At 62.0% G+C, this 17,124-nt stretch carries 17 protein-coding genes; 13 read left to right on the forward strand and 4 right to left on the reverse strand.

The window, feature by feature from the left end; all coding sequences use genetic code 11:
- Positions 1-3: 3 nt before the first annotated feature.
- The 3 genes from DAD186_RS08365 to DAD186_RS08375 all read left to right on the forward strand — a co-directional run bounded on the left by DAD186_RS08365 (position 4) and on the right by DAD186_RS08375 (position 2,409).
- Positions 4-1,413 carry an ATP-binding protein gene (locus DAD186_RS08365; protein WP_065248277.1) on the forward strand — a complete coding sequence of 470 codons (1,410 nt, stop codon included), beginning with the start codon at positions 4-6 and terminating at the stop codon, positions 1,411-1,413.
- Positions 1,406-2,071 (forward strand): LuxR C-terminal-related transcriptional regulator, encoded by a 666-nt coding sequence (locus DAD186_RS08370; protein ID WP_065248278.1) that lies wholly within the window; start codon positions 1,406-1,408, stop codon positions 2,069-2,071. Before DAD186_RS08365 ends, DAD186_RS08370 begins: the two co-directional genes overlap by 8 nt.
- A gap of 62 nt (positions 2,072-2,133) precedes the next feature.
- Positions 2,134-2,409, forward strand: coding sequence for a 2Fe-2S iron-sulfur cluster-binding protein (locus tag DAD186_RS08375; protein WP_065248279.1), 276 nt, complete (start codon positions 2,134-2,136; stop codon positions 2,407-2,409).
- Positions 2,410-2,414: 5 nt separating this feature from the next.
- Here the strand turns inward: DAD186_RS08375 and DAD186_RS08380 are convergent, their stop codons facing one another.
- From DAD186_RS08380 to DAD186_RS08390, 3 genes are read right to left on the reverse strand one after another with little or no spacing between them, the layout of a single operon-like run.
- Positions 2,415-4,202, reverse strand: a complete 1,788-nt coding sequence (locus DAD186_RS08380; RefSeq protein ID WP_065248280.1) for an ABC transporter ATP-binding protein — start codon at positions 4,200-4,202, stop codon at positions 2,415-2,417.
- Entirely contained in the window at positions 4,199-4,981 is a 783-nt protein-coding gene (locus DAD186_RS08385; protein WP_065248281.1) for an SDR family oxidoreductase, read from the reverse strand. The genes DAD186_RS08380 and DAD186_RS08385 overlap by 4 nt, the downstream gene beginning before the upstream one ends.
- Positions 4,981-6,288, reverse strand: coding sequence for a PAS domain-containing protein (locus DAD186_RS08390; RefSeq protein ID WP_065248282.1), 1,308 nt, complete (start codon positions 6,286-6,288; stop codon positions 4,981-4,983). Before DAD186_RS08390 ends, DAD186_RS08385 begins: the two co-directional genes overlap by 1 nt.
- 197 nt (positions 6,289-6,485) lie before the next feature.
- Here DAD186_RS08390 and valS point away from each other — a divergent pair, with 197 nt between their 5' ends.
- The 5 genes from valS to DAD186_RS11320 all read left to right on the forward strand — a co-directional run bounded on the left by valS (position 6,486) and on the right by DAD186_RS11320 (position 12,492).
- Complete coding sequence (gene valS, locus DAD186_RS08395) at positions 6,486-9,158, forward strand: valine--tRNA ligase (protein WP_065248283.1); 2,673 nt, start codon at positions 6,486-6,488, stop codon at positions 9,156-9,158.
- Between the two features lie 164 nt (positions 9,159-9,322).
- The gene (locus tag DAD186_RS08400) at positions 9,323-9,646 is read left to right on the forward strand and encodes a hypothetical protein (RefSeq protein WP_065248284.1); all 324 of its coding nucleotides are present in this window, start codon (positions 9,323-9,325) and stop codon (positions 9,644-9,646) included.
- Positions 9,643-9,954 (forward strand): type II toxin-antitoxin system PemK/MazF family toxin, encoded by a 312-nt coding sequence (locus DAD186_RS08405; protein ID WP_065248285.1) that lies wholly within the window; start codon positions 9,643-9,645, stop codon positions 9,952-9,954. The genes DAD186_RS08400 and DAD186_RS08405 overlap by 4 nt, the downstream gene beginning before the upstream one ends.
- Positions 9,955-10,251: 297 nt before the next feature.
- Positions 10,252-11,265, forward strand: a complete 1,014-nt coding sequence (gene galE / locus DAD186_RS08410) for a UDP-glucose 4-epimerase GalE (protein WP_065248286.1) — start codon at positions 10,252-10,254, stop codon at positions 11,263-11,265.
- Between the two features lie 15 nt (positions 11,266-11,280).
- Positions 11,281-12,492 (forward strand): MFS transporter, encoded by a 1,212-nt coding sequence (locus DAD186_RS11320; protein ID WP_082991154.1) that lies wholly within the window; start codon positions 11,281-11,283, stop codon positions 12,490-12,492.
- A 266-nt stretch (positions 12,493-12,758) separates the two neighbouring features.
- Here the strand turns inward: DAD186_RS11320 and DAD186_RS08420 are convergent, their stop codons facing one another.
- Positions 12,759-12,989, reverse strand: coding sequence for a hypothetical protein (locus tag DAD186_RS08420; protein ID WP_065248288.1), 231 nt, complete (start codon positions 12,987-12,989; stop codon positions 12,759-12,761).
- A gap of 319 nt (positions 12,990-13,308) precedes the next feature.
- On the opposite strand from DAD186_RS08420, the gene DAD186_RS08425 reads away from it, so the two are divergent.
- From DAD186_RS08425 to DAD186_RS08445, 5 genes are all read left to right on the forward strand, one after another.
- Positions 13,309-13,914 carry a Panacea domain-containing protein gene (locus DAD186_RS08425; protein WP_065248289.1) on the forward strand — a complete coding sequence of 202 codons (606 nt, stop codon included), beginning with the start codon at positions 13,309-13,311 and terminating at the stop codon, positions 13,912-13,914.
- Between the two features lie 6 nt (positions 13,915-13,920).
- Positions 13,921-14,505, forward strand: a complete 585-nt coding sequence (locus tag DAD186_RS08430) for a hypothetical protein (RefSeq protein ID WP_065248290.1) — start codon at positions 13,921-13,923, stop codon at positions 14,503-14,505.
- 207 nt (positions 14,506-14,712) lie between these two features.
- Positions 14,713-15,543: a hypothetical protein gene (locus tag DAD186_RS08435; protein WP_065248291.1), complete on the forward strand. Its 831-nt coding sequence runs from the start codon at positions 14,713-14,715 to the stop codon at positions 15,541-15,543.
- A 20-nt stretch (positions 15,544-15,563) separates the two neighbouring features.
- Positions 15,564-16,781: a sarcosine oxidase subunit beta family protein gene (locus DAD186_RS08440; protein WP_065248292.1), complete on the forward strand. Its 1,218-nt coding sequence runs from the start codon at positions 15,564-15,566 to the stop codon at positions 16,779-16,781.
- Positions 16,782-16,805: 24 nt separating this feature from the next.
- Complete coding sequence (locus tag DAD186_RS08445) at positions 16,806-17,123, forward strand: sarcosine oxidase subunit delta (protein ID WP_065248293.1); 318 nt, start codon at positions 16,806-16,808, stop codon at positions 17,121-17,123.
- Position 17,124 lies beyond the last annotated feature (1 nt).

Here is a 17,124-nt window from a genome sequence, read left to right on the forward strand (position 1 = left end):
CGCATGAGCGAACTTCTCCAGCCGAGCGCCAGCGCGTGGACGCGCGAACGTGCCGGCGCGGAGCTCACGGGCGTGTGCGCCGCGCTCGCGAAAGCCATGGGTGTTCCAGTGGGCGCCATTCGCGCCTTCTTCACGCTCGGTGGCCTCGCTCTTGCGTGCGTTCTTCCCGCAACGTTCCTTCTGCACCTTGCCCCCCTTGCGCTGTATGCGCTCCTCGGTATCGGCGGAAGCGTCATGCTCGTGTACGTTCTCGCGTGGTGGGCGCTTCCCCTTGACCGCGAGCACGAGCGCGAGGTTCTCGCCGAGCTGTCACATGCACCCGTGCGCGGAAAGCCCGCGCTCCGCCAGGCTTCCCTCACATTCGCGAGCGGCCACACGCCGTTCGGGACGGCGGTGCGATGGGCAATCCTCGCGGGGATCGTGGGCGCCTCGGTCGCGATCGTGAGCGTTGGGGCCCTGCCCGCACTCGTTCCCGATCTGCATACCGAGGTTCCGGTGGCGATCGGCGCTGGCATCCTCTCCGCCGGTATTGCGCTAGGCACGCTCCCGCTCTCGAGCGTCGACATGGCCCGCTGGACGGGGCGGGTCTCGAGCCTTCCCCTCGCCGTGACGGGCGCCGTTCTCCTCGGGGGGCTCCTCCTCGTGGGCGGGGCTCTCGTGATCGTCGGTGCACTCCTTGGCGTGCGCGCGATGAGCATCACCGCCGCGGCAACCCTCTTCTCACTCCTTCTCGCCTCGATCCTCGTGGTGCCGTGGGCCAGGCGACTGTGGGCGGGCATGCGCGAAGAGTCCCGCGAGCGCGCCCTCGCCGATCACCAGGCGGAAATCGCCTCGCACCTTCACGATTCGGTGCTCCAAACCCTCACCGTGATCCAGCGCGAATCAACCCCGCCAGAGCGTATGAAGCACCTCGCGCGCCAACAGGAAACTGAGCTTCGCCGCTGGCTGTACGGCAACATCACTCCTTCCTCTGCACCGCCGTACGCAACCCCGCGCGCCTCGCACGCCGCTCCGCTCACCCTTCGCGAAGCCGTCACCCGCATTGCGCAAGAGACCGAGCGGGTGAATGAGGTGCCGATCGAGGTTGTCTGCGTGGGCGATGCGCCCTTCGCAAAGGGGTACCAGCCGCTCCTTCTCGCCCTTCGCGAGGCCGCGAGCAATGCTGCGCGCCACGGCAAGGTGGGGGTGCAGGTGTTCCTCGATGCCGCGGGGGAAAATATCGAAGTATTCGTGCGCGACCGCGGCGAAGGCTTCGACATGAACGCGATCCCTGAGGGGCGCCTCGGGGTGCGCGAGTCTATCCTTGGACGCATGGCCCGTGCTGGCGGCTTCGCGAGTGTGCGAGGCGCGATCGGTGGCGGCTGCGAAGTGACCCTCGTGCTCGAGAGACAGGAAAAGGAACGCCATGGCTGAGAACGTTCGCGTGCTCGTGGTCGATGACCACCGGATCTTCGCCTCGGGGGTGAGCGAGGAACTCAGCCGGCTCGGGGGCGTCGAGATCGTGGGGATCGCCCTCACCGTCGAGGAGGCAATCGACAAGGCCCGCGAGTTGCGCCCGAGCGTGGTGCTCCTCGACGTGCACCTGCCGGGTGGCAACGGTGGCGGCGGTGCGGAGGTCGCCGAGACTCTCGAGTCGCTCACGACGGATACGGGCGAGCCCGTGCGTTGCCTCGCCCTCTCGGTTTCGGATGCCGAGGAGGACGTGATCGCCGTGATTCGCGCGGGTGCGCGCGGCTACGTCACGAAATCCACGACCGGCGAAGAACTCGCGGCGGCACTCCACAAGATCGCCGAGGGCGATGCGGTGTTTTCGCCTCGCCTTGCTGGTTTCGTGCTCGATGCGTTTCGCGGCCAGGCACCGTCGATCCCGAGCGAGATGGATCTGCTGAGCCCGCGCGAGCAGGAAGTCATGAAGCTCATCGCGCGCGGCCACACGTACCGCGAAGCGGCCTCGGCACTCTTCATTTCTGATCGCACGATCGAAACCCACGTCTCGAACGTGCTCAAGAAGCTTCAGCTCACGAACCGCTACGAGCTTTCGCGCTGGGCGCGCGAGAAGCGCGTGATTTAGGCTTGTGTGTCATGCTTGAGGGCGTTCATCCCTCATGATGCTTCGCAACAAGGAGATTTTCCGTGGGCCTCTTCGATAAGGAACCGTTCACCGCCACCGCAACCAAGTCCAACGTGACCGTTGAGGTTGACGAAGACACGTCGCTCCTCCAGGCACTTCTCGATGCCGGCGTTCCCATGAAGTATTCGTGTGAGGGAGGCACGTGCGGCACGTGCGTCGTCCCGCTCGTGAGCGGCGAGGTCGAATACGAGAACGAGTACCTCGAGGAAGACGAGCACGGCACGCGCATTGCGTGCTGCGTCGACCGCGGCGTGGGCCACATCGAGGTGGAGGCCTAAGAGCCTTACGCCTGCCGCCCACCCGTCGCGAGGCGGCTAAACTCGCCGCCCGCGGCACGCAAGTCGTCGAAGGTGCCGCGCTCGCAAATGCGCCCTGCCTTCACCACGAGAATCTGATCGGCATCGCGCACGGTCGAGAGTCTGTGCGCGATCGAGATCGTCGCGCGCCCCTCGCTGAGACTGCGCAGCGCCCCTCCCATGGCGCGCTCCGTCACGGTGTCAAGTGCGCTCGTGGCTTCGTCGAGAAACAGAATGGGCGGGTCGCGAAGGATCGTTCGCGCGATCGCGAGGCGCTGCTTTTCCCCTCCCGAAAATCGGTATCCACGCTCCCCCACGATCGTGTTGTAGCCGTGCGGGAGCGCCTCGATGTGGGCGTGGATTTGCGCCATTTCGCAGGCCCGCACCATGTCGGCTTCGCTGGCGTCGGGCTTTACGAACCGCAGGTTGTCGGCAATGCTCGCGTGGAGCAGGTAGGTCTCTTGCGTCACCACTCCGACGGCGCCTGCGAGCGAGTCGAGCGTCAACTCCCGCACGTCGATGCCGTCGATCAGGACTCTCCCCGAGCTCACGTCGTAGAGCCGTGAGAGGAGGTAGCCGAGAGTCGTTTTCCCACTTCCCGTGCTGCCTACAATCGCCGTGTGCGTGCCGCGAGGCACCTCGAACGTCACTCCTGCGATCGTGTCGCGTTCCGCGCCCGGGTACGCGAAGTGCACGTCCTCAAAACTCACGTGACCGCGGGCGCGCCCGCCGGGGAAGGTTTGCGCCTCTTCCGCTTCTTTGATGGGGACCTCGAGATCGAGGTATTCGAACACGCGCGTGAACAGCGCAAGGCTCGCGCGCACTTGGGTTGCGACGCGCAAAAGGGTGTTGAGCTGCGGGAAAAGCGTCGTTTGCATTGCCACAAAAGCGACGAGCGTGCCAATCGTGAGATCCCCGAGGCCCCGAATGAAGAGCACCCCGCCAATGAGGTAGGTGAGGGCCGGGATGATCCACAGGAGCACGGAGTAGAGGCCTTGCATCCAGCGGCCCGCCATTTCCGATTCGACTTCGAGACGCGAAAGGTCGCGCGATTCGTTCTCGAACGCTTCGATGATCGGTTCGGAGCGACCAAGGGTCGTGGACAGCAGGATTCCGGAGACGGAAAGGGACTCTTGAATGTGGGCGGAGAGATCAGCGGCGGCTTCTTGCCGACGCTTGACGAGTGCCCGGCGCCGCTTGCCCACACGTCGATTCAGCACCGACGCGATCGGTGTGGTGACGAGGGAAAAAAGGAAGAGTCTCCAGTCCATCGCGATCATTGCGATTGCGCTCATGAGGATCGTGGCGCTCGCCGAGACGATTTGGGTGGCAACGTTCGTGACGACCAACTGCATGGCGCCGATGTCGTTAAAGATGCGTGACTGAATCTCGCCGGTGCGCGTCGAGGTGAAGAACGGCAGCCCCATGCGCTGGAGGTGCGCGAAAACCCGCACTCGCAGGTCGTGCATGATGGCCTGCCCCACGCGGGTCGAGAGGAAGGATTGCAGCACCGTGAAGATCGCCCCCGCAACGTACACGGCGATCATGCCAAAAGCGCACCAGGCAAGAAGCGCAACGTCGCCTTCGGGCAGCGCAACATCGACGATCTCGCGCACGAGGAACGGCGAGATCACACCGGTGAGGGCGCCGAGCGCGATGAGGGCGAGAACGATGGCAAGCGTTCCCCGGTGCGGGGAAAAGAGCGCGAGGAAGCGTGTCGTTTCGACCTTTTGGCCGTCGCTGAGTCCCGTATCGGGGAGCTCGAGAGGCCTCACGTGGTGCGAATGAGCTTGTGCTGCGCCGCTTGCGCGAGCGGCCGCAGCGTCACGAGGTCGAGGTTCACGTGGTGCGGGAGATTGACGGAATACGCGATGACGTCGGCGACGTCGTCGGCCGTGAGCGGCTTCTCCACGCCTTCGTAGACCTTGTCGGCGGCGGCCTGGTCACCGCCGAGGCGCGTGAGGCTGAATTCCTCAGTTCGCACGAGCCCGGGAGCAATCTCGATGACGCGGATCGGCTTGCCCGCAAGCTCAAGCCTGAGTGCAGAGGCGATCATGTGCTCGCCGGCCTTCGCGGCGTTGTATCCGGAACCGCCTTCGTATGCTGCTTGACTCGCGGTCGAGGTCAGGAACACGACGTCGCCGTGACCGCTTGCCTCGAGTGCGGGAAGGAGCGCCTTTGTCACGCGGCCCGCGCCGATCACGTTGGAGCGGAACATGCCCTCCCACTTGTCGAAGGCGGCGTCGGCGACCTGCTCGACGCCGAGGGCACCGCCGGCAATATTGCACAGCGTCGTGAGTTTTCCGGCGAACTCGCGCTCAACGTACTCGGCGACGCACAGAACGTCGCCGTCAACGCTCACGTCGCAGGCGAGGACAGCAAACATCTCGGGGTCGTTCACCATGCGCGCGAGCTCCTCGAGTCGCTCGCGCCGGCGGGCGATCGCAAGAATGCGGTACCCCTCCTCGTAGAGACGAAGCGCCGTGGCGCGCCCAATTCCGGAGCTCGCGCCAGTCACGACCGCCGTCCGTGTCTCTCGCCAAGACATATCCATCACATCTCCGTGTTTTCAAGGGCTTCGAGGAGCTGCTCGCGCATGCGTTCGAGCGGCGCCGCATCATATTCGGCGTCAAAGTCGTGCAGCGCTTTCGCGAGGCGTTCGAGCCTCGAGAGCGCAACGTCGGCATCGATCACCGACTGACTGAAGTGGGGTTCAAGTGCCGCGGCACGCTCGGAGAGATCCGTGCCCTGCTCGAAGGATTCGTCGAGGAAGTTATCCACGAGCTCACGCCGCTCGTGCATCTTCGCGCTCACGCTTTCGATCGAGGTTCGAGCTCGGTGAATCGCGACGTGGAGCGAGCCAATGTGCTGGAGCATGACGTCAAGATCCGCGAGGAGCGCGGAAACGAGGTCGCGGATCGCACTATTGGCCTCGGCGCGCGCGGCCGGCTCTTCGATCTCGAAGCGCTCGTCCGCAAACTGCGTGACCATCGCGGCCTGGAGGCGTGCGAGGGAAATCTGGAACTGCGTTTCGCGCGAGAGCGCTGCGAGGGTCGAAAGCTCACCCGTGAGGGAGTTGAGCCGCGGGCGCAGGGCGTTGTCGCTCGAGTCCCACAGGCCGAGCTCGGCGGCGGCCTGAAGGTCGATGTCCTTGCGGATGCGGCGCAGAACCGAGTCGGTGTAGCTGGCGATTGTTTCGAGGGTCTCCTGATCGAACGACAGCACGCTCACTTCGGCGTGGATGCCGAGGGCAGCGCGCACGATGAGGTCGATCGTATTGGTGACGACCATGCCGAGGGTTCCTTCGAGAGCCTCCTCGCGCAGCATGACCTCGCGAAGGAGCGCCTTGCGCTGGAACATGTCGTAGCCGTCGTAGCCGAGATCGCGCACGGCGTTGTCCACGAGTTTCGCGCCCACGCCCGCAACCTCGCGCGCGCTCCTTCCCTGATCGCGCAGCTTATTTTCTTCGGCGACGATGACCGCGTAGGCCTCGAACACGTCGTCGAAAGTCGCGGTGCTCATCGGCTTCGAACGCACCGAGAGGTACCCGCCTTCGGGAAGTGGGGTGACCGTGGCAAAGACGTCGTAGTGGCTACCGTCGGCTGAAAGGTTGCGAATGTACCCCGCGAACGGCTGGCCCTTTTCCACCGATTCCCAGAGCAGGCGGAACACGCCAGAGGGCATGTCGGGGTGGCGAATGATGTTGTGCGGAGCACCCTTGAGCTGGTTCGCCTCGTAGCGCGAGAGCCGCACGAACACGTCGTTGGCCTTGTCGATGTGGCCGCGCTCGTCGGTAGTAGAGAAGAACAGCTCACCCGCCTCGAACTCGAGTTCGTGGCCGGTGGGGTCGGGGCGCTTCATGGGAACCTTCCGCTTGCGGGCGTCGTGAGGGCCGGGCGTGGGAGTCCGACGCCGGCTCGCCCCTATAGTATGCCGCGTCTAGAGGCCTACAAGGCACAAAAGGCCCAGCGTGAGACTGACCTTTTCAGCGCTTCTCGTTGGGGCATCTCACGCCGGTTTTCTTCATGCCGCATAGGTGCGCGTGAAACAATGGGCGCATGAGCGAAAACAGCCACGACGCAGGTCACGACTCGACCGCCCAACCGATGAGCCCCGCAATTCCCGACCGCCCGAGCCTCGATGGTCTCGAGGGCATGTGGGATGCCGAGTGGGAGAGCGCGAAGGTGTACGCGTTTAACCGCGAGACGAGCCGCGAGAAGGTCTTCTCGATCGACACTCCCCCGCCCACCGCTTCGGGCTCGCTGCACATCGGTCACGTGTTTGCGTACACGCAGGCCGATATCCTCGCACGGTTCCAGCGCATGGCCGGCAAGGACGTGTTCTACCCGATGGGCTGGGACGATAACGGCCTGCCTACCGAGCGCCGCGTGCAAAATTACTTCGGCGTGCGCTGCGATCCGAGCCTTCCTTACGTCGAAGGTTTTGAGCCGCCGCACCGGGGCGGTAACGCGAAGACTTCAAAGCCGCAGAACCAAATGCCGATCAGCCGCAAGAACTTCATCGAGCTGTGCCTCGAGCTGGCAACGGAAGATGAGAAAGCGTTCGAGCACACGTTCCGCACCCTCGGCCTTTCGGTCGATTGGAACCTGCGCTACCAAACGATTGACGACAACTCCCGCGCCGTGAGCCAGAAGGCCTTCCTCACTCACCTGAAGAACGGCCTGGCCTACCAGGCCGAAGCGCCCACCCCGTGGGACGTCACGTTCCGCACCGCGGTCGCGCAGGCCGAGCAGGAAGACCACGATCGCGAGGGCGCCTACCACCGCCTGGGCTTCACGCGCGTGGATAATGGCGAAAAGGTGTTCATCGAGACGACCCGCCCGGAGCTTCTTCCCGCGTGCGTTGCCCTCGTCGCCCACCCTGACGACGAGCGCTACAAGCCGCTGTTCGGCACGAAGGTGCTCTCGCCACTCTTCGAGGTTGAGGTGCCGGTTCTCGCGCACCCGCTCGCGCAGGCCGATAAGGGCGCCGGCATCGCGATGATCTGTACGTTCGGCGATGCGACCGACGTGATCTGGTGGCGCGAACTCGACCTTCCCACGCGCGCCGTGATCGGCCGCGATGGCCGCTTCCTCGAGGACGCCCCGTGGATCACGAGCGAGGCGGGCCGCGAGCGCTACGCCGAACTCGCAGGCCTCACCGTGTTCAGCGCGCAAAAACGCGTCGTCGAGATGGTCACCGAAACGGGCGACATGGTGGGCGAGCCGAAAAAGATCACCCACCCGGTCAAGTTCTACGAGAAGGGCGATAAACCCCTCGAGTACGTCACGAGCCGCCAGTGGTACATCACGAACGGTGGGCGCGATGAAGCCGACGGCACTTTGCGCACGGCGCTGCTGAAGCGCGGCGACGACCTCACCTGGTATCCGGAATTCATGGCCTCGCGCTACCGCAACTGGGTCGAGAACCTCACGGGCGACTGGCTCGTGAGCCGCCAGCGCTACTTCGGCGTGCCGATCCCCGTGTGGTACGGCCTCGATGAGCGCGGCGAGATCGATTATGACCGCGTGCTCGTGCCCGCGGAGGATCGCCTCCCCGTGGATCCCACCCTCGATGCACCCGAGGGCTTCGAGGATTCTCAGCGCGATCAGCCAAACGGCTTCACGGCTGATCCGGACGTGTTCGACACGTGGGCGACGAGCTCGCTCACGCCGCTCCTCGCGACCGGTTGGCTCAATGACCCCGACCTGTTCGAGAAGGTCTACCCGATGGATCTTCGCCCGCAGGGCCACGACATCATTCGCACGTGGCTGTTCAGCACGGTCGTGCGCTCGCATCTTCTCACCGATTCGCTTCCGTGGACGGGCGCGAGTATCAACGGCTGGATCCTCGACCCGGACCGCAAGAAGATGTCGAAGTCGAAAGGCAATGTCGTGACGCCGATCGACCTTCTCGAGAAATACGGCTCGGACGGCGTGCGCTACTGGGCGGCACGTGCCCGCCAGGGAGCGGACACAGCGTTCGAAGAGGGCCAGATGAAGATCGGCCGCCGCCTCGCGATCAAGATTCTCAACGCCTCGAAGTTTGCGCTCGGCTTTGGCGAAGTGGCGTCGGACCCGGAGGGCACCCTTCCTGCGGACCCAGCCGCCGTCACCGAGCCGCTCGACCGTGCGATGCTCGCCTCCCTCGCGAGCGTCGTGGATCAGGCGAGCGCGGCGATGTCGAAACTCGACTACGCGCGTGCGATCGAGGTCATCGAACCGTTCTTCTGGACGTTCTGTGATGACTACATCGAGCTCGTGAAGAACCGCGCGCACGGCGCCGCTGGCGAGGGCCCTGCGGCTTCGGCTCGCGCGGCGCTCCAGATCGCGCTCGAGACCCTGCTGCGGCTTTTCGCGCCGTACCTCCCCTTCGCGACCGACGAGGTGTGGAGCTGGTGGCGTGAGGGCTCGGTGCACGCGCAAGCGTGGCCCGCGTCGGCGCCGCTCGCGAAGGCCGCTGCCGGCCAGAACGAATCACTCCTGCGTGTCGTAAGCGAGGCCATCATTTCGGTGCGCAAGGTCAAGAGCGACGCGAAGGTCTCGCAGAAGACCCCGATGCTTCATGCGACCCTCGCGCTTCCCGAGGCAGCACTCGCCGAGTTCGAGAGCGTGCGCTTCGACGTGTGTGCGCTTGGCTCGATCGAGGATCTCACGCTCGAGGCTTCGACCGATGGCGCGATCACGCTTTCGAAGGTCGAGCTCGGCGAGCCGCCGGCAAAGAAGCGCTAAATAGCCCTCGGCCGTCACGCCACGGTCACACACTGAAGGCCCCGACGGGCACGGCAGGACCTCGCTCCTCCGTGACTCTCGGGGCCTTTCGCCTATCATCACACTCCTCAACCGTGCAGCATTTACTGCTGCAGATCATGCTGCATGTGCGTTACGCTGTTGACATGAGCACCAGCACTCTCTCCCGAAAAAGCGTTCCGGTTGATGCAGAAATGTCCACTTTCACCCGGGATATACGCACTCCTGGCACCCCCGCTCGCGAAGCAGTTGAAGCGCTCGTAGGCCCCCTACCCGACCACCTTTCTGAGGCTCAGGCACTGAGCACTCTTCTGAACGTTGCACGCGACAAGGTGCAGGAAACTGCAAACGCCTCCGGTTACGCCGCCTACGCGGCGACACTTAACGAAGAGGATCGGGCTGCCGCAGACCACGGGCGTAAGCGCCGTCATGAGCGTGCAAGACGACGAGCCGAAGCAGGCACCGAATGACCCTCACTCGCGGGAATATTTACTGGGTAGACCTGGGATACGGAGAAAAGCCCTTTCTCGTCGTTTCCAACAATGCACGCAACCGAGCCCTGAAGAGTGCGATCGTCGCCCGAATAACGACATCCGAAAAACCCCCGCTCGAGAGCATCGTGAAACTCAGCTCGTACGATCCCCTCGTGGGCCGAGTACTATGCGACGATCTCGAAACGATTGATGAAGACGAGGTACTCCGCCACGGTGGCGCGCTCTCACTCCACACAATGCAGCTCGTTGACCGCGGCTTACGCGCCGCACTGGCCCTAAGGTGACTCGTGCCGCAGCGGGGGCGCTGTGGTCCAACGCCCCCTGGCCCGTACGACCGGCCGCACATATTGCTTACTCCTGAGTTGGTTGCTCCTACATTGGGCCTAGAGGCTGCTGGGCCGTCACGTTTGACGGTTGAGGACTACCGACACACCGATCCTTCACGGATCGCTCGAGATATCAACCAATGGTCAGGAATGGTGCTTGGACACGAGATGGTGGCGCAAGCTATCTGGGAAGTTTCTGACGAAGGTACATAGACTGGATCTGAACCACTATTGTGATTATTAGAGGAGTTGCTCATGAATCACCCGGTCAAAGTGCTCATTTCAGGGGGTGCTGGCTACATTGGAAGCACGGTTGCTTCTAGGCTTCGAGACGAAGGTTTCGAGGTAGTCGTTCTGGACAATCTCATCACCGGTCGACGTGAGTTCGTTGAGGGCTTGACGTTCTATGAGGGTGATATCGACGATCGTGCCCTACTAGACCGGATCTATGAGGAGCATCCTGACATCGCAGTCGTGCTTCATTTTGCAGCACTGATAGTGGTTCCCGATTCGGTTGCGGACCCGCTGGGATACTATGAAGCGAACATCAGCAAGTCTCTGGCGTTCGTGCGCGGATTGATTGCGAACGGCTGTACGCAGCTTGTGTTTAGTAGTTCGGCCTCAATCTACGCTGTGAGTGAGGACTTTTCGGTAGACGAGAGCTCAGAACTGGCCCCTACGAGTCCATACGCTAGAAGCAAAGCGATGTTTGAGGTAATGCTTCAAGACATCGCTGCGGCGACCGACCTCAACGTACTGTCGTTGCGTTACTTCAATCCCATCGGCTCTGACCCTAAGTTCAGAACCGGGCTTCAAATAGCGTCACCCTCGCACGCCCTCGGTAAGTTGATCGAAGCATACCGAGGCGATACTGAATTCCAAATCACGGGCACTGATTATCCCACTCGAGACGGTTCGGGAATTAGGGATTATGTCAATATTTGGGATCTCGCAGAGGCGCATGTTGCTGCAGTAAGGGAGAGTGCAAAAATCGCAGCCGACTCCGCCTATCAAGTTATTAACTTGGGCACAGGTGAAGGAACTACTGTTCGTGAGCTAGTCGCCGCGTTCGAGCGCGTGGTTGGGAGGAGTGTGCGTGTCGTTGAAGCTCCGCGTCGTCCTGGCGACAGCGCTGGGGCGTTTACTCGTTCCAGGAAGGCGGCGGAGCTCTTGAACTGGACTGCATCGTCGTCTCTTGAGGACGGTATTGCGAGTACCCTGGAGTGGTTCGACCGTCGGAAGCTTATACTCCCCGATTTGGCGGACTGAGTAGCTGATTCTGACGTGAAGCCTAAGCGCGGGCACGAGAGATCAGAGTGGAGAGAGCTCGCAGCTAATGGTTCGTTCCAGAGGTATTGGTTCGGCGCGACGATGGGGGCGCTCGGATTCTCGATGCTCGGGCTACCGCTGGAATTGTATGCCTTAGATTCTACGGGTAGCGCGCAGAGTGCCGCGGCTATTGTCTCATGCATTGCGGTTTCACAGCTTGTCTGTGCTCCCCTGGCCGGGTGGCTTGCGGATCTATTTTCGCGCAAGCAAGTCATACTTGCCTGTGAGATTGGCAGGGCATGCGTTTGTTTTCTGGTTGTCGTTATTGTCGCAGGCTCTGGTCCGCTGTGGTCACTCTATTTGTGCTGCGTTGTATTTGGCATTGTGCAATCTGCCGGGGCCCCGGCGAGAGCCGTAATGCTTCGCGACCTTGTAAGCGAGCGGACTCTTTTTAGCGCGCTGCGCCAGGACGAGATCCGCTTGAACATCGCCAGGATTGGCGCCCCGCCGCTCGGTGGCGCGCTTTACGCTCTCGGTGAGGGTTGGGTGTTTGTAGCTTGCCTGGTCGGCTTCATAACGTCTGCTTTGGCAATTTCGTCGATTCGTGTCGCCGAGCCTAGGCGCCTGCCTGGGTGTGAAGCGGCAGGGGATAGCGAGTCAATTTGGGGTATGGTGCGTAACGCTTCCGGTGTTCTGTTAGGGGTTGCCTGCATTGCGGCATCGTCCGCTTCTGCTGGGACACTGGTTGTGGTGACGCTTAGAGCTACCGGCGGAGGTAGCGCTCAAGTCGGTTCTGTGTTGGCATGTGAGGCAGTCGGTGGGATTGTGGGGGCACTGGTTCTCCGAAAAGCTATCGTTTCTCGGCTTGGTGTGTGCGTTGGTGTGTCGCTAACTGCGGTGCTCGTTTGTTGTGTGCTGTTCGGTGTTGTACAGAGCTGGTGGGCGGCGGCCGTCCTTCTCATAGTGTCGGGGCTTGCGAGCGCAATCACTGGTATAGCGCTCGACTCCGCTTTGTTCAGTAAGGTTGGGGGTGCCGTGCGTGGCCGGGCGATTTCTTCGACGTTTGTGCTTATCGGATTAGGCGGTGTGTCCGGTAGGTTGGCAATGGGCACGAGTCTAGATCATTTTGCGACGCCAGTCGCTGTTGCTCTAGTCGCTGGCGGGATCGGGACTATTGGTGTGTTGTCGCTGCTTCTGGGTGTGTTGGTCCGTTCTGAAGTGGCATGATTGTCTGTTCATGAGGTTTGAGGGCTGTTTAGGACGAGAGGATTGAGTGAGCGCAACCTGGACCGGACGTGAGATGACCATTGGTCCGGCTTTTCGAGGTTTGTGGTGAGTGATCCTGCTGGGGCGGGTGTTCACGTTACGGTTCTTGCGGCGCTGGTCAGCAGGATACGCATCCGGTAGTTCTCTGGGTGAGGGACCTGCACGGTGGCCTTGGCGAACGTGCGCCTGCCGCAGGCCGACTCCAAGCAAAACCAACGCTGCCTGGCTCACACCACCTCCACCGCCCCGGCCGCGGGCACGCCCCGGATCCTCTGCATCCGGCGGGAGTGGGCCTCCGTCGCCAGCACCCCGCAGACCGGACAGCCCGGCGGGACGCTCGAGGTGCCCACCACCCGGCGGCCTCCGTAAGGCAAATCGATGGCGTCGATGACGCGATAGTTGGGCAGATTGAAGATCGTGCTCGCAGCATCGCACTGCGAACCATTATTATCGTGCACAGGCTCGCGGTCCTCCGGGATATGGAGGTCTTGACAACACCCATCACAGCATGGCCACGAGCCGTTCTACGTCAGCGACGCGACGCTCCCCTTCACCACGAACCGTAAGGAGCCGTTTTAGCAGCGGCGCAAGCTCCAATTCACGAGCGCCCACCGCGCGAGTATTGTCAAAGAACGCGCAATACCTTCACGAATGTGAGGTGCGCGCAGACAGTCCAAACTTGGACACAACCACCACTTCGCGCATGTACAGTGGAATTGAACATGTCATGTGCACCAAGCGCCGAAGGCTGCGCGAGATCACAGAGAGGGGAGTGCTATGGCGACTGTTTTTGATGTGGCGGCTGAGTTTTTGAAGCGAAGCAAGGGCAACTCCATCTCGCCTCTCAAGCTCCAAAAGCTCTGCTTCTATGCCTTCGGCTGGTATGCCCACCAGACTGATGAGCCATTGTTCGATGAGCGGTTTTGGGCGATGGAGTTCGGCCCCGTCGTAGGGGAGCTACTGAGTGCACATGCCCAGAAGAAGAAGTTCACTCTCGAACAGCTCGAAGCGCAGTTCACGGTACGTGACATGGTGCCTGGCGAGCTCGGAGGCTACGAACGCGCGGTCATTGGTGCCGTGTGGGATAGCTATGGCGACATGACCCCTGGTGAGTTGGTCGAGGAGACCCACAAAGAGCAAGTGTGGATAGACGCTTGGGGTGCGCGACCTTCGGGAAGCAGGCGCGCAGACCTCCCGCACGGCACGCTCGTGGACTATTTCATGAGCATTGATCCGAAGAGGGTTGAGGGGCTTGAGCTGCCTGATCCTCGAGGCACGCTCGAAGATTCCTCGTGGCTCAAGAGCTTCGATACCTCCGAACCGAAACTCTCTCAGAGGTTCATTGACGAGATCACCGATCATTACCTTTCGCACGCGATCTAAGAACCAATGAGCGAACCTGTCGTTTTTGAGCCACTTTCTGCGGATCACTTTCTTCAAGCTTTTGACTGCGGGAGGCAGTCGAGCCTGACTGATTGGCTCGTGGATAAGGCCCTGGCGTACCAGGAGGAGAATCTTGCGCGGGTCTGGGTGATGTGCAAGGAGACTGACCCTGGTGTTCCCATTGGGTATTTCACGCTCGCGAGTCACGCGGTAGTGACGAAGGAGATCCAAAAGAAGCACCGCCGAGAGAATCAGGCGCACGGAAACGTGACTGGCGCTCTTGGCTCCCATCCTGCTCAACTTCTGGGGAAGTTCGCGCTTGACGAGTCGGTACAAGGCGAAGGGTACGGGTCGCTTTTGATGCTTGAGGTTTATCGTCGCTTCATGGCATCGCAAGTGCATGTGGGGGCAAAGTATTTGGTTCTTCACATCCGTGAGCCGAAGCTCCTGCGCTACTATTCTTCCCGCTTCGGTTTCGTAGCTTCGCCCCCAAAGGATGAGGGCGGCGATTTGAGGACGATGTATAAGCGAGCGAGCGACATCGAAGCGGAGATTGCTCAGATCGCCGATAATCTCGCCGCGCACATGTAGCACATCCCCACATCCCCACAAATGTGTGCACCCACAAATGTGGGGATGTAGGGTTTCTTGCTTCATAACGCCAAAAACCCACACACCACCCCCTCGTCCCACCTTTTCTGTGCCTTGACCTGCGTAAACGCTTTCTTGCCTGTTTCTTGCTCACCCCCCACTGCCGCAGCCCGCCATCACTGTCCTTGACGCGGCACACATCAGGGCATGAACACCAAAACCTGGGACGAAAATAACGTCACCCGCTCATCCGATGGAAAGTTCAAAGAGTTCAACTTTCCAGAGCCGACCGCCGTCGACCTCGACGGCGCACTCGCATCACGCACCTACGACGATCGGCGCGCAGCCCTCCAAGGCGAAGGCTACGTCCAAGCCCTCGCCAGCCGCGCCTACCACGACCCCCGCATCGCTGGCGGCGATGGCGCTCGCGAAGACTGGTGGAGCCGCCGAAACTTCCAAGGCGAATACTCCGACACCAACGAGGGCTACGAAAAGATGCCCGACGACTGGACACCCTCTATGGGCAACGGCAAGGCTCTCAGCGGACACCGCCGCACCTACCGAAAGCTTTATGAAGGCGCAGGCCTGAGTGTGCGCATGCCTTCCGCATCTGCCATCAAATCCTTCGACGCAATCCAATCAGGCAAAACCTTCGATGTACCAGTCGAAGGCATCAGCAAAGACGGACACAGCGTCTCCGGCTGGGTTCGCTGCACCCGCACCGATGATGGTGCGTGGCTCACCGAAGGCCTCGGCTTTGAAGGCAAGCAGAACGATATTGCCGAAGCTGTTGGTGCCGTCCTCGAAGCCAGGCAGCCTACCAAGGCACTCGCCGGATACGGGTCGATGGACGAGCGACGACTTGAGCGCGCCCGCCGCTACGGTGCCCGTATGACCAACGAACACTCTCACGAAGACTCTTCCGTGTTGCCACGAAAGCAACCTCGTTGCACTGATCGCTTGACTGCCCTTTGGTCTCTCTCTAGGATCGACACCAATACCTTCCGTGGAAATGACGCCCAGTCGTTTTCTCAATGACGAGAACCTAGGAGGCCCCCGTGGCGGAAGAACTACCCCAACACCCCGATTTCCTGTGGGATAACCCAGACCCGAAGAAAACCTACGACGCGATCGTCGTGGGCGGCGGTGGTCACGGACTCGCGACCGCGTATTACCTCGCAAAAAACCACGGGATGACCAACATCGCCCTCCTTGAAAAGGGGTGGCTCGCGGGCGGCAACATGGCCCGCAACACCACGATCATCCGGTCGAACTACCTGTGGAACGAATCCGCGGCGATCTACGAGCACGCCATGAAGCTGTGGGAGGGCCTCACCGAAGAACTCGAGTACGAAATGTTCTTCTCCCAGCGCGGCGTGCTCAATCTTGCGCACACGCTCGGCGACGTGCGCGAATCGGTGCGCAGGGTCGAAGCGAACAAGCTCAACGGCGTGGACGCCGAGTGGCTCACCCCCGAGCAGGTCAAAGAGGTGTGCCCGATCCTCAACATCAGCGACAACGTGCGCTACCCCGTCATGGGCGCGACCTATCAGCCACGCGCGGGCATCGCCAAACACGACTGGGTCGCGTGGGGCTACGCGCGCAAGTGCAACGAACTTGGCGTAGACATCATCCAAAATTGCGAGGTCACGAAGGTCCTTTCCGACGGCGGCCGCGCCATCGGCGTAGAGACTACTCGCGGGAGAATCCTCGCCCCCAAGATTGCCCTCGCGGCCGCGGGCCACACCACGACCCTCACGGATCAACTCGGGGTGCGCGTGCCTACCCAGTCGCATCCGCTTCAAGCACTCGTCTCGGAACTGTTCGAGCCCGTGCACCCCACGGTCGTGATGAGCAACCACGTGCACATGTACGTGTCGCAGGCTCACAAGGGTGAGCTCGTGATGGGCGCGGGAATCGACCAGTACAACGGCTACGCTCAGCGCGGCTCATTCCACGTGGTCTCCGAGCAGATTGCCGCGGCAATCGAACTCTTCCCCGTGTTCTCCCGTGCGCACCTGCTGCGCACATGGGGCGGGATCGTGGACGTCACGCTCGATGCCTCCCCCATCATGTCGCTGTGCGACGTCGAGGGCGTGTACATCAACTGCGGGTGGGGCACGGGCGGCTTCAAGGCCACCCCCGCGTGCGGCTGGGCTTTCGCTTACACGGTCGCGAACGACCGCCCGCACGAACTCAATGAACCGTTCTCGCTTGAACGGTTCACGACCGGCCATTTGATCGACGAGCACGGCGCCGCTGCCGTCGCTCACTAACCCACGGCGAAAGAGAGACCAACGATGCTTCTTCTCACGTGCCCCCACTGCGGCGACCGCGACGAGATTGAGTTCCACTACGGCGGCGAGGCCCACGTGGCCTACCCCGAGAAAACCGCGGAGTTGAGCGATGCCGAATGGGCCCACTACCTGTTCTACCGTTCGAATCCTAAAGGCGAGTACGCCGAGCGTTGGCTGCACACGGGCGGCTGCCGCAAGTGGTTCAATGCCCTGCGCGACACGGCAACCCACGAGTTCCTCGCGTTTTACCCGGCGGGCGAGAAACGCCCCGAGCTTCACGGCGGCAATGAAGCCGCGCAGACGAGGGGAGAGACCAAGTGAG

Source organism: Dermabacter vaginalis (assembly GCF_001678905.1).
GTDB classification, from domain to species: domain Bacteria; phylum Actinomycetota; class Actinomycetes; order Actinomycetales; family Dermabacteraceae; genus Dermabacter; species Dermabacter vaginalis.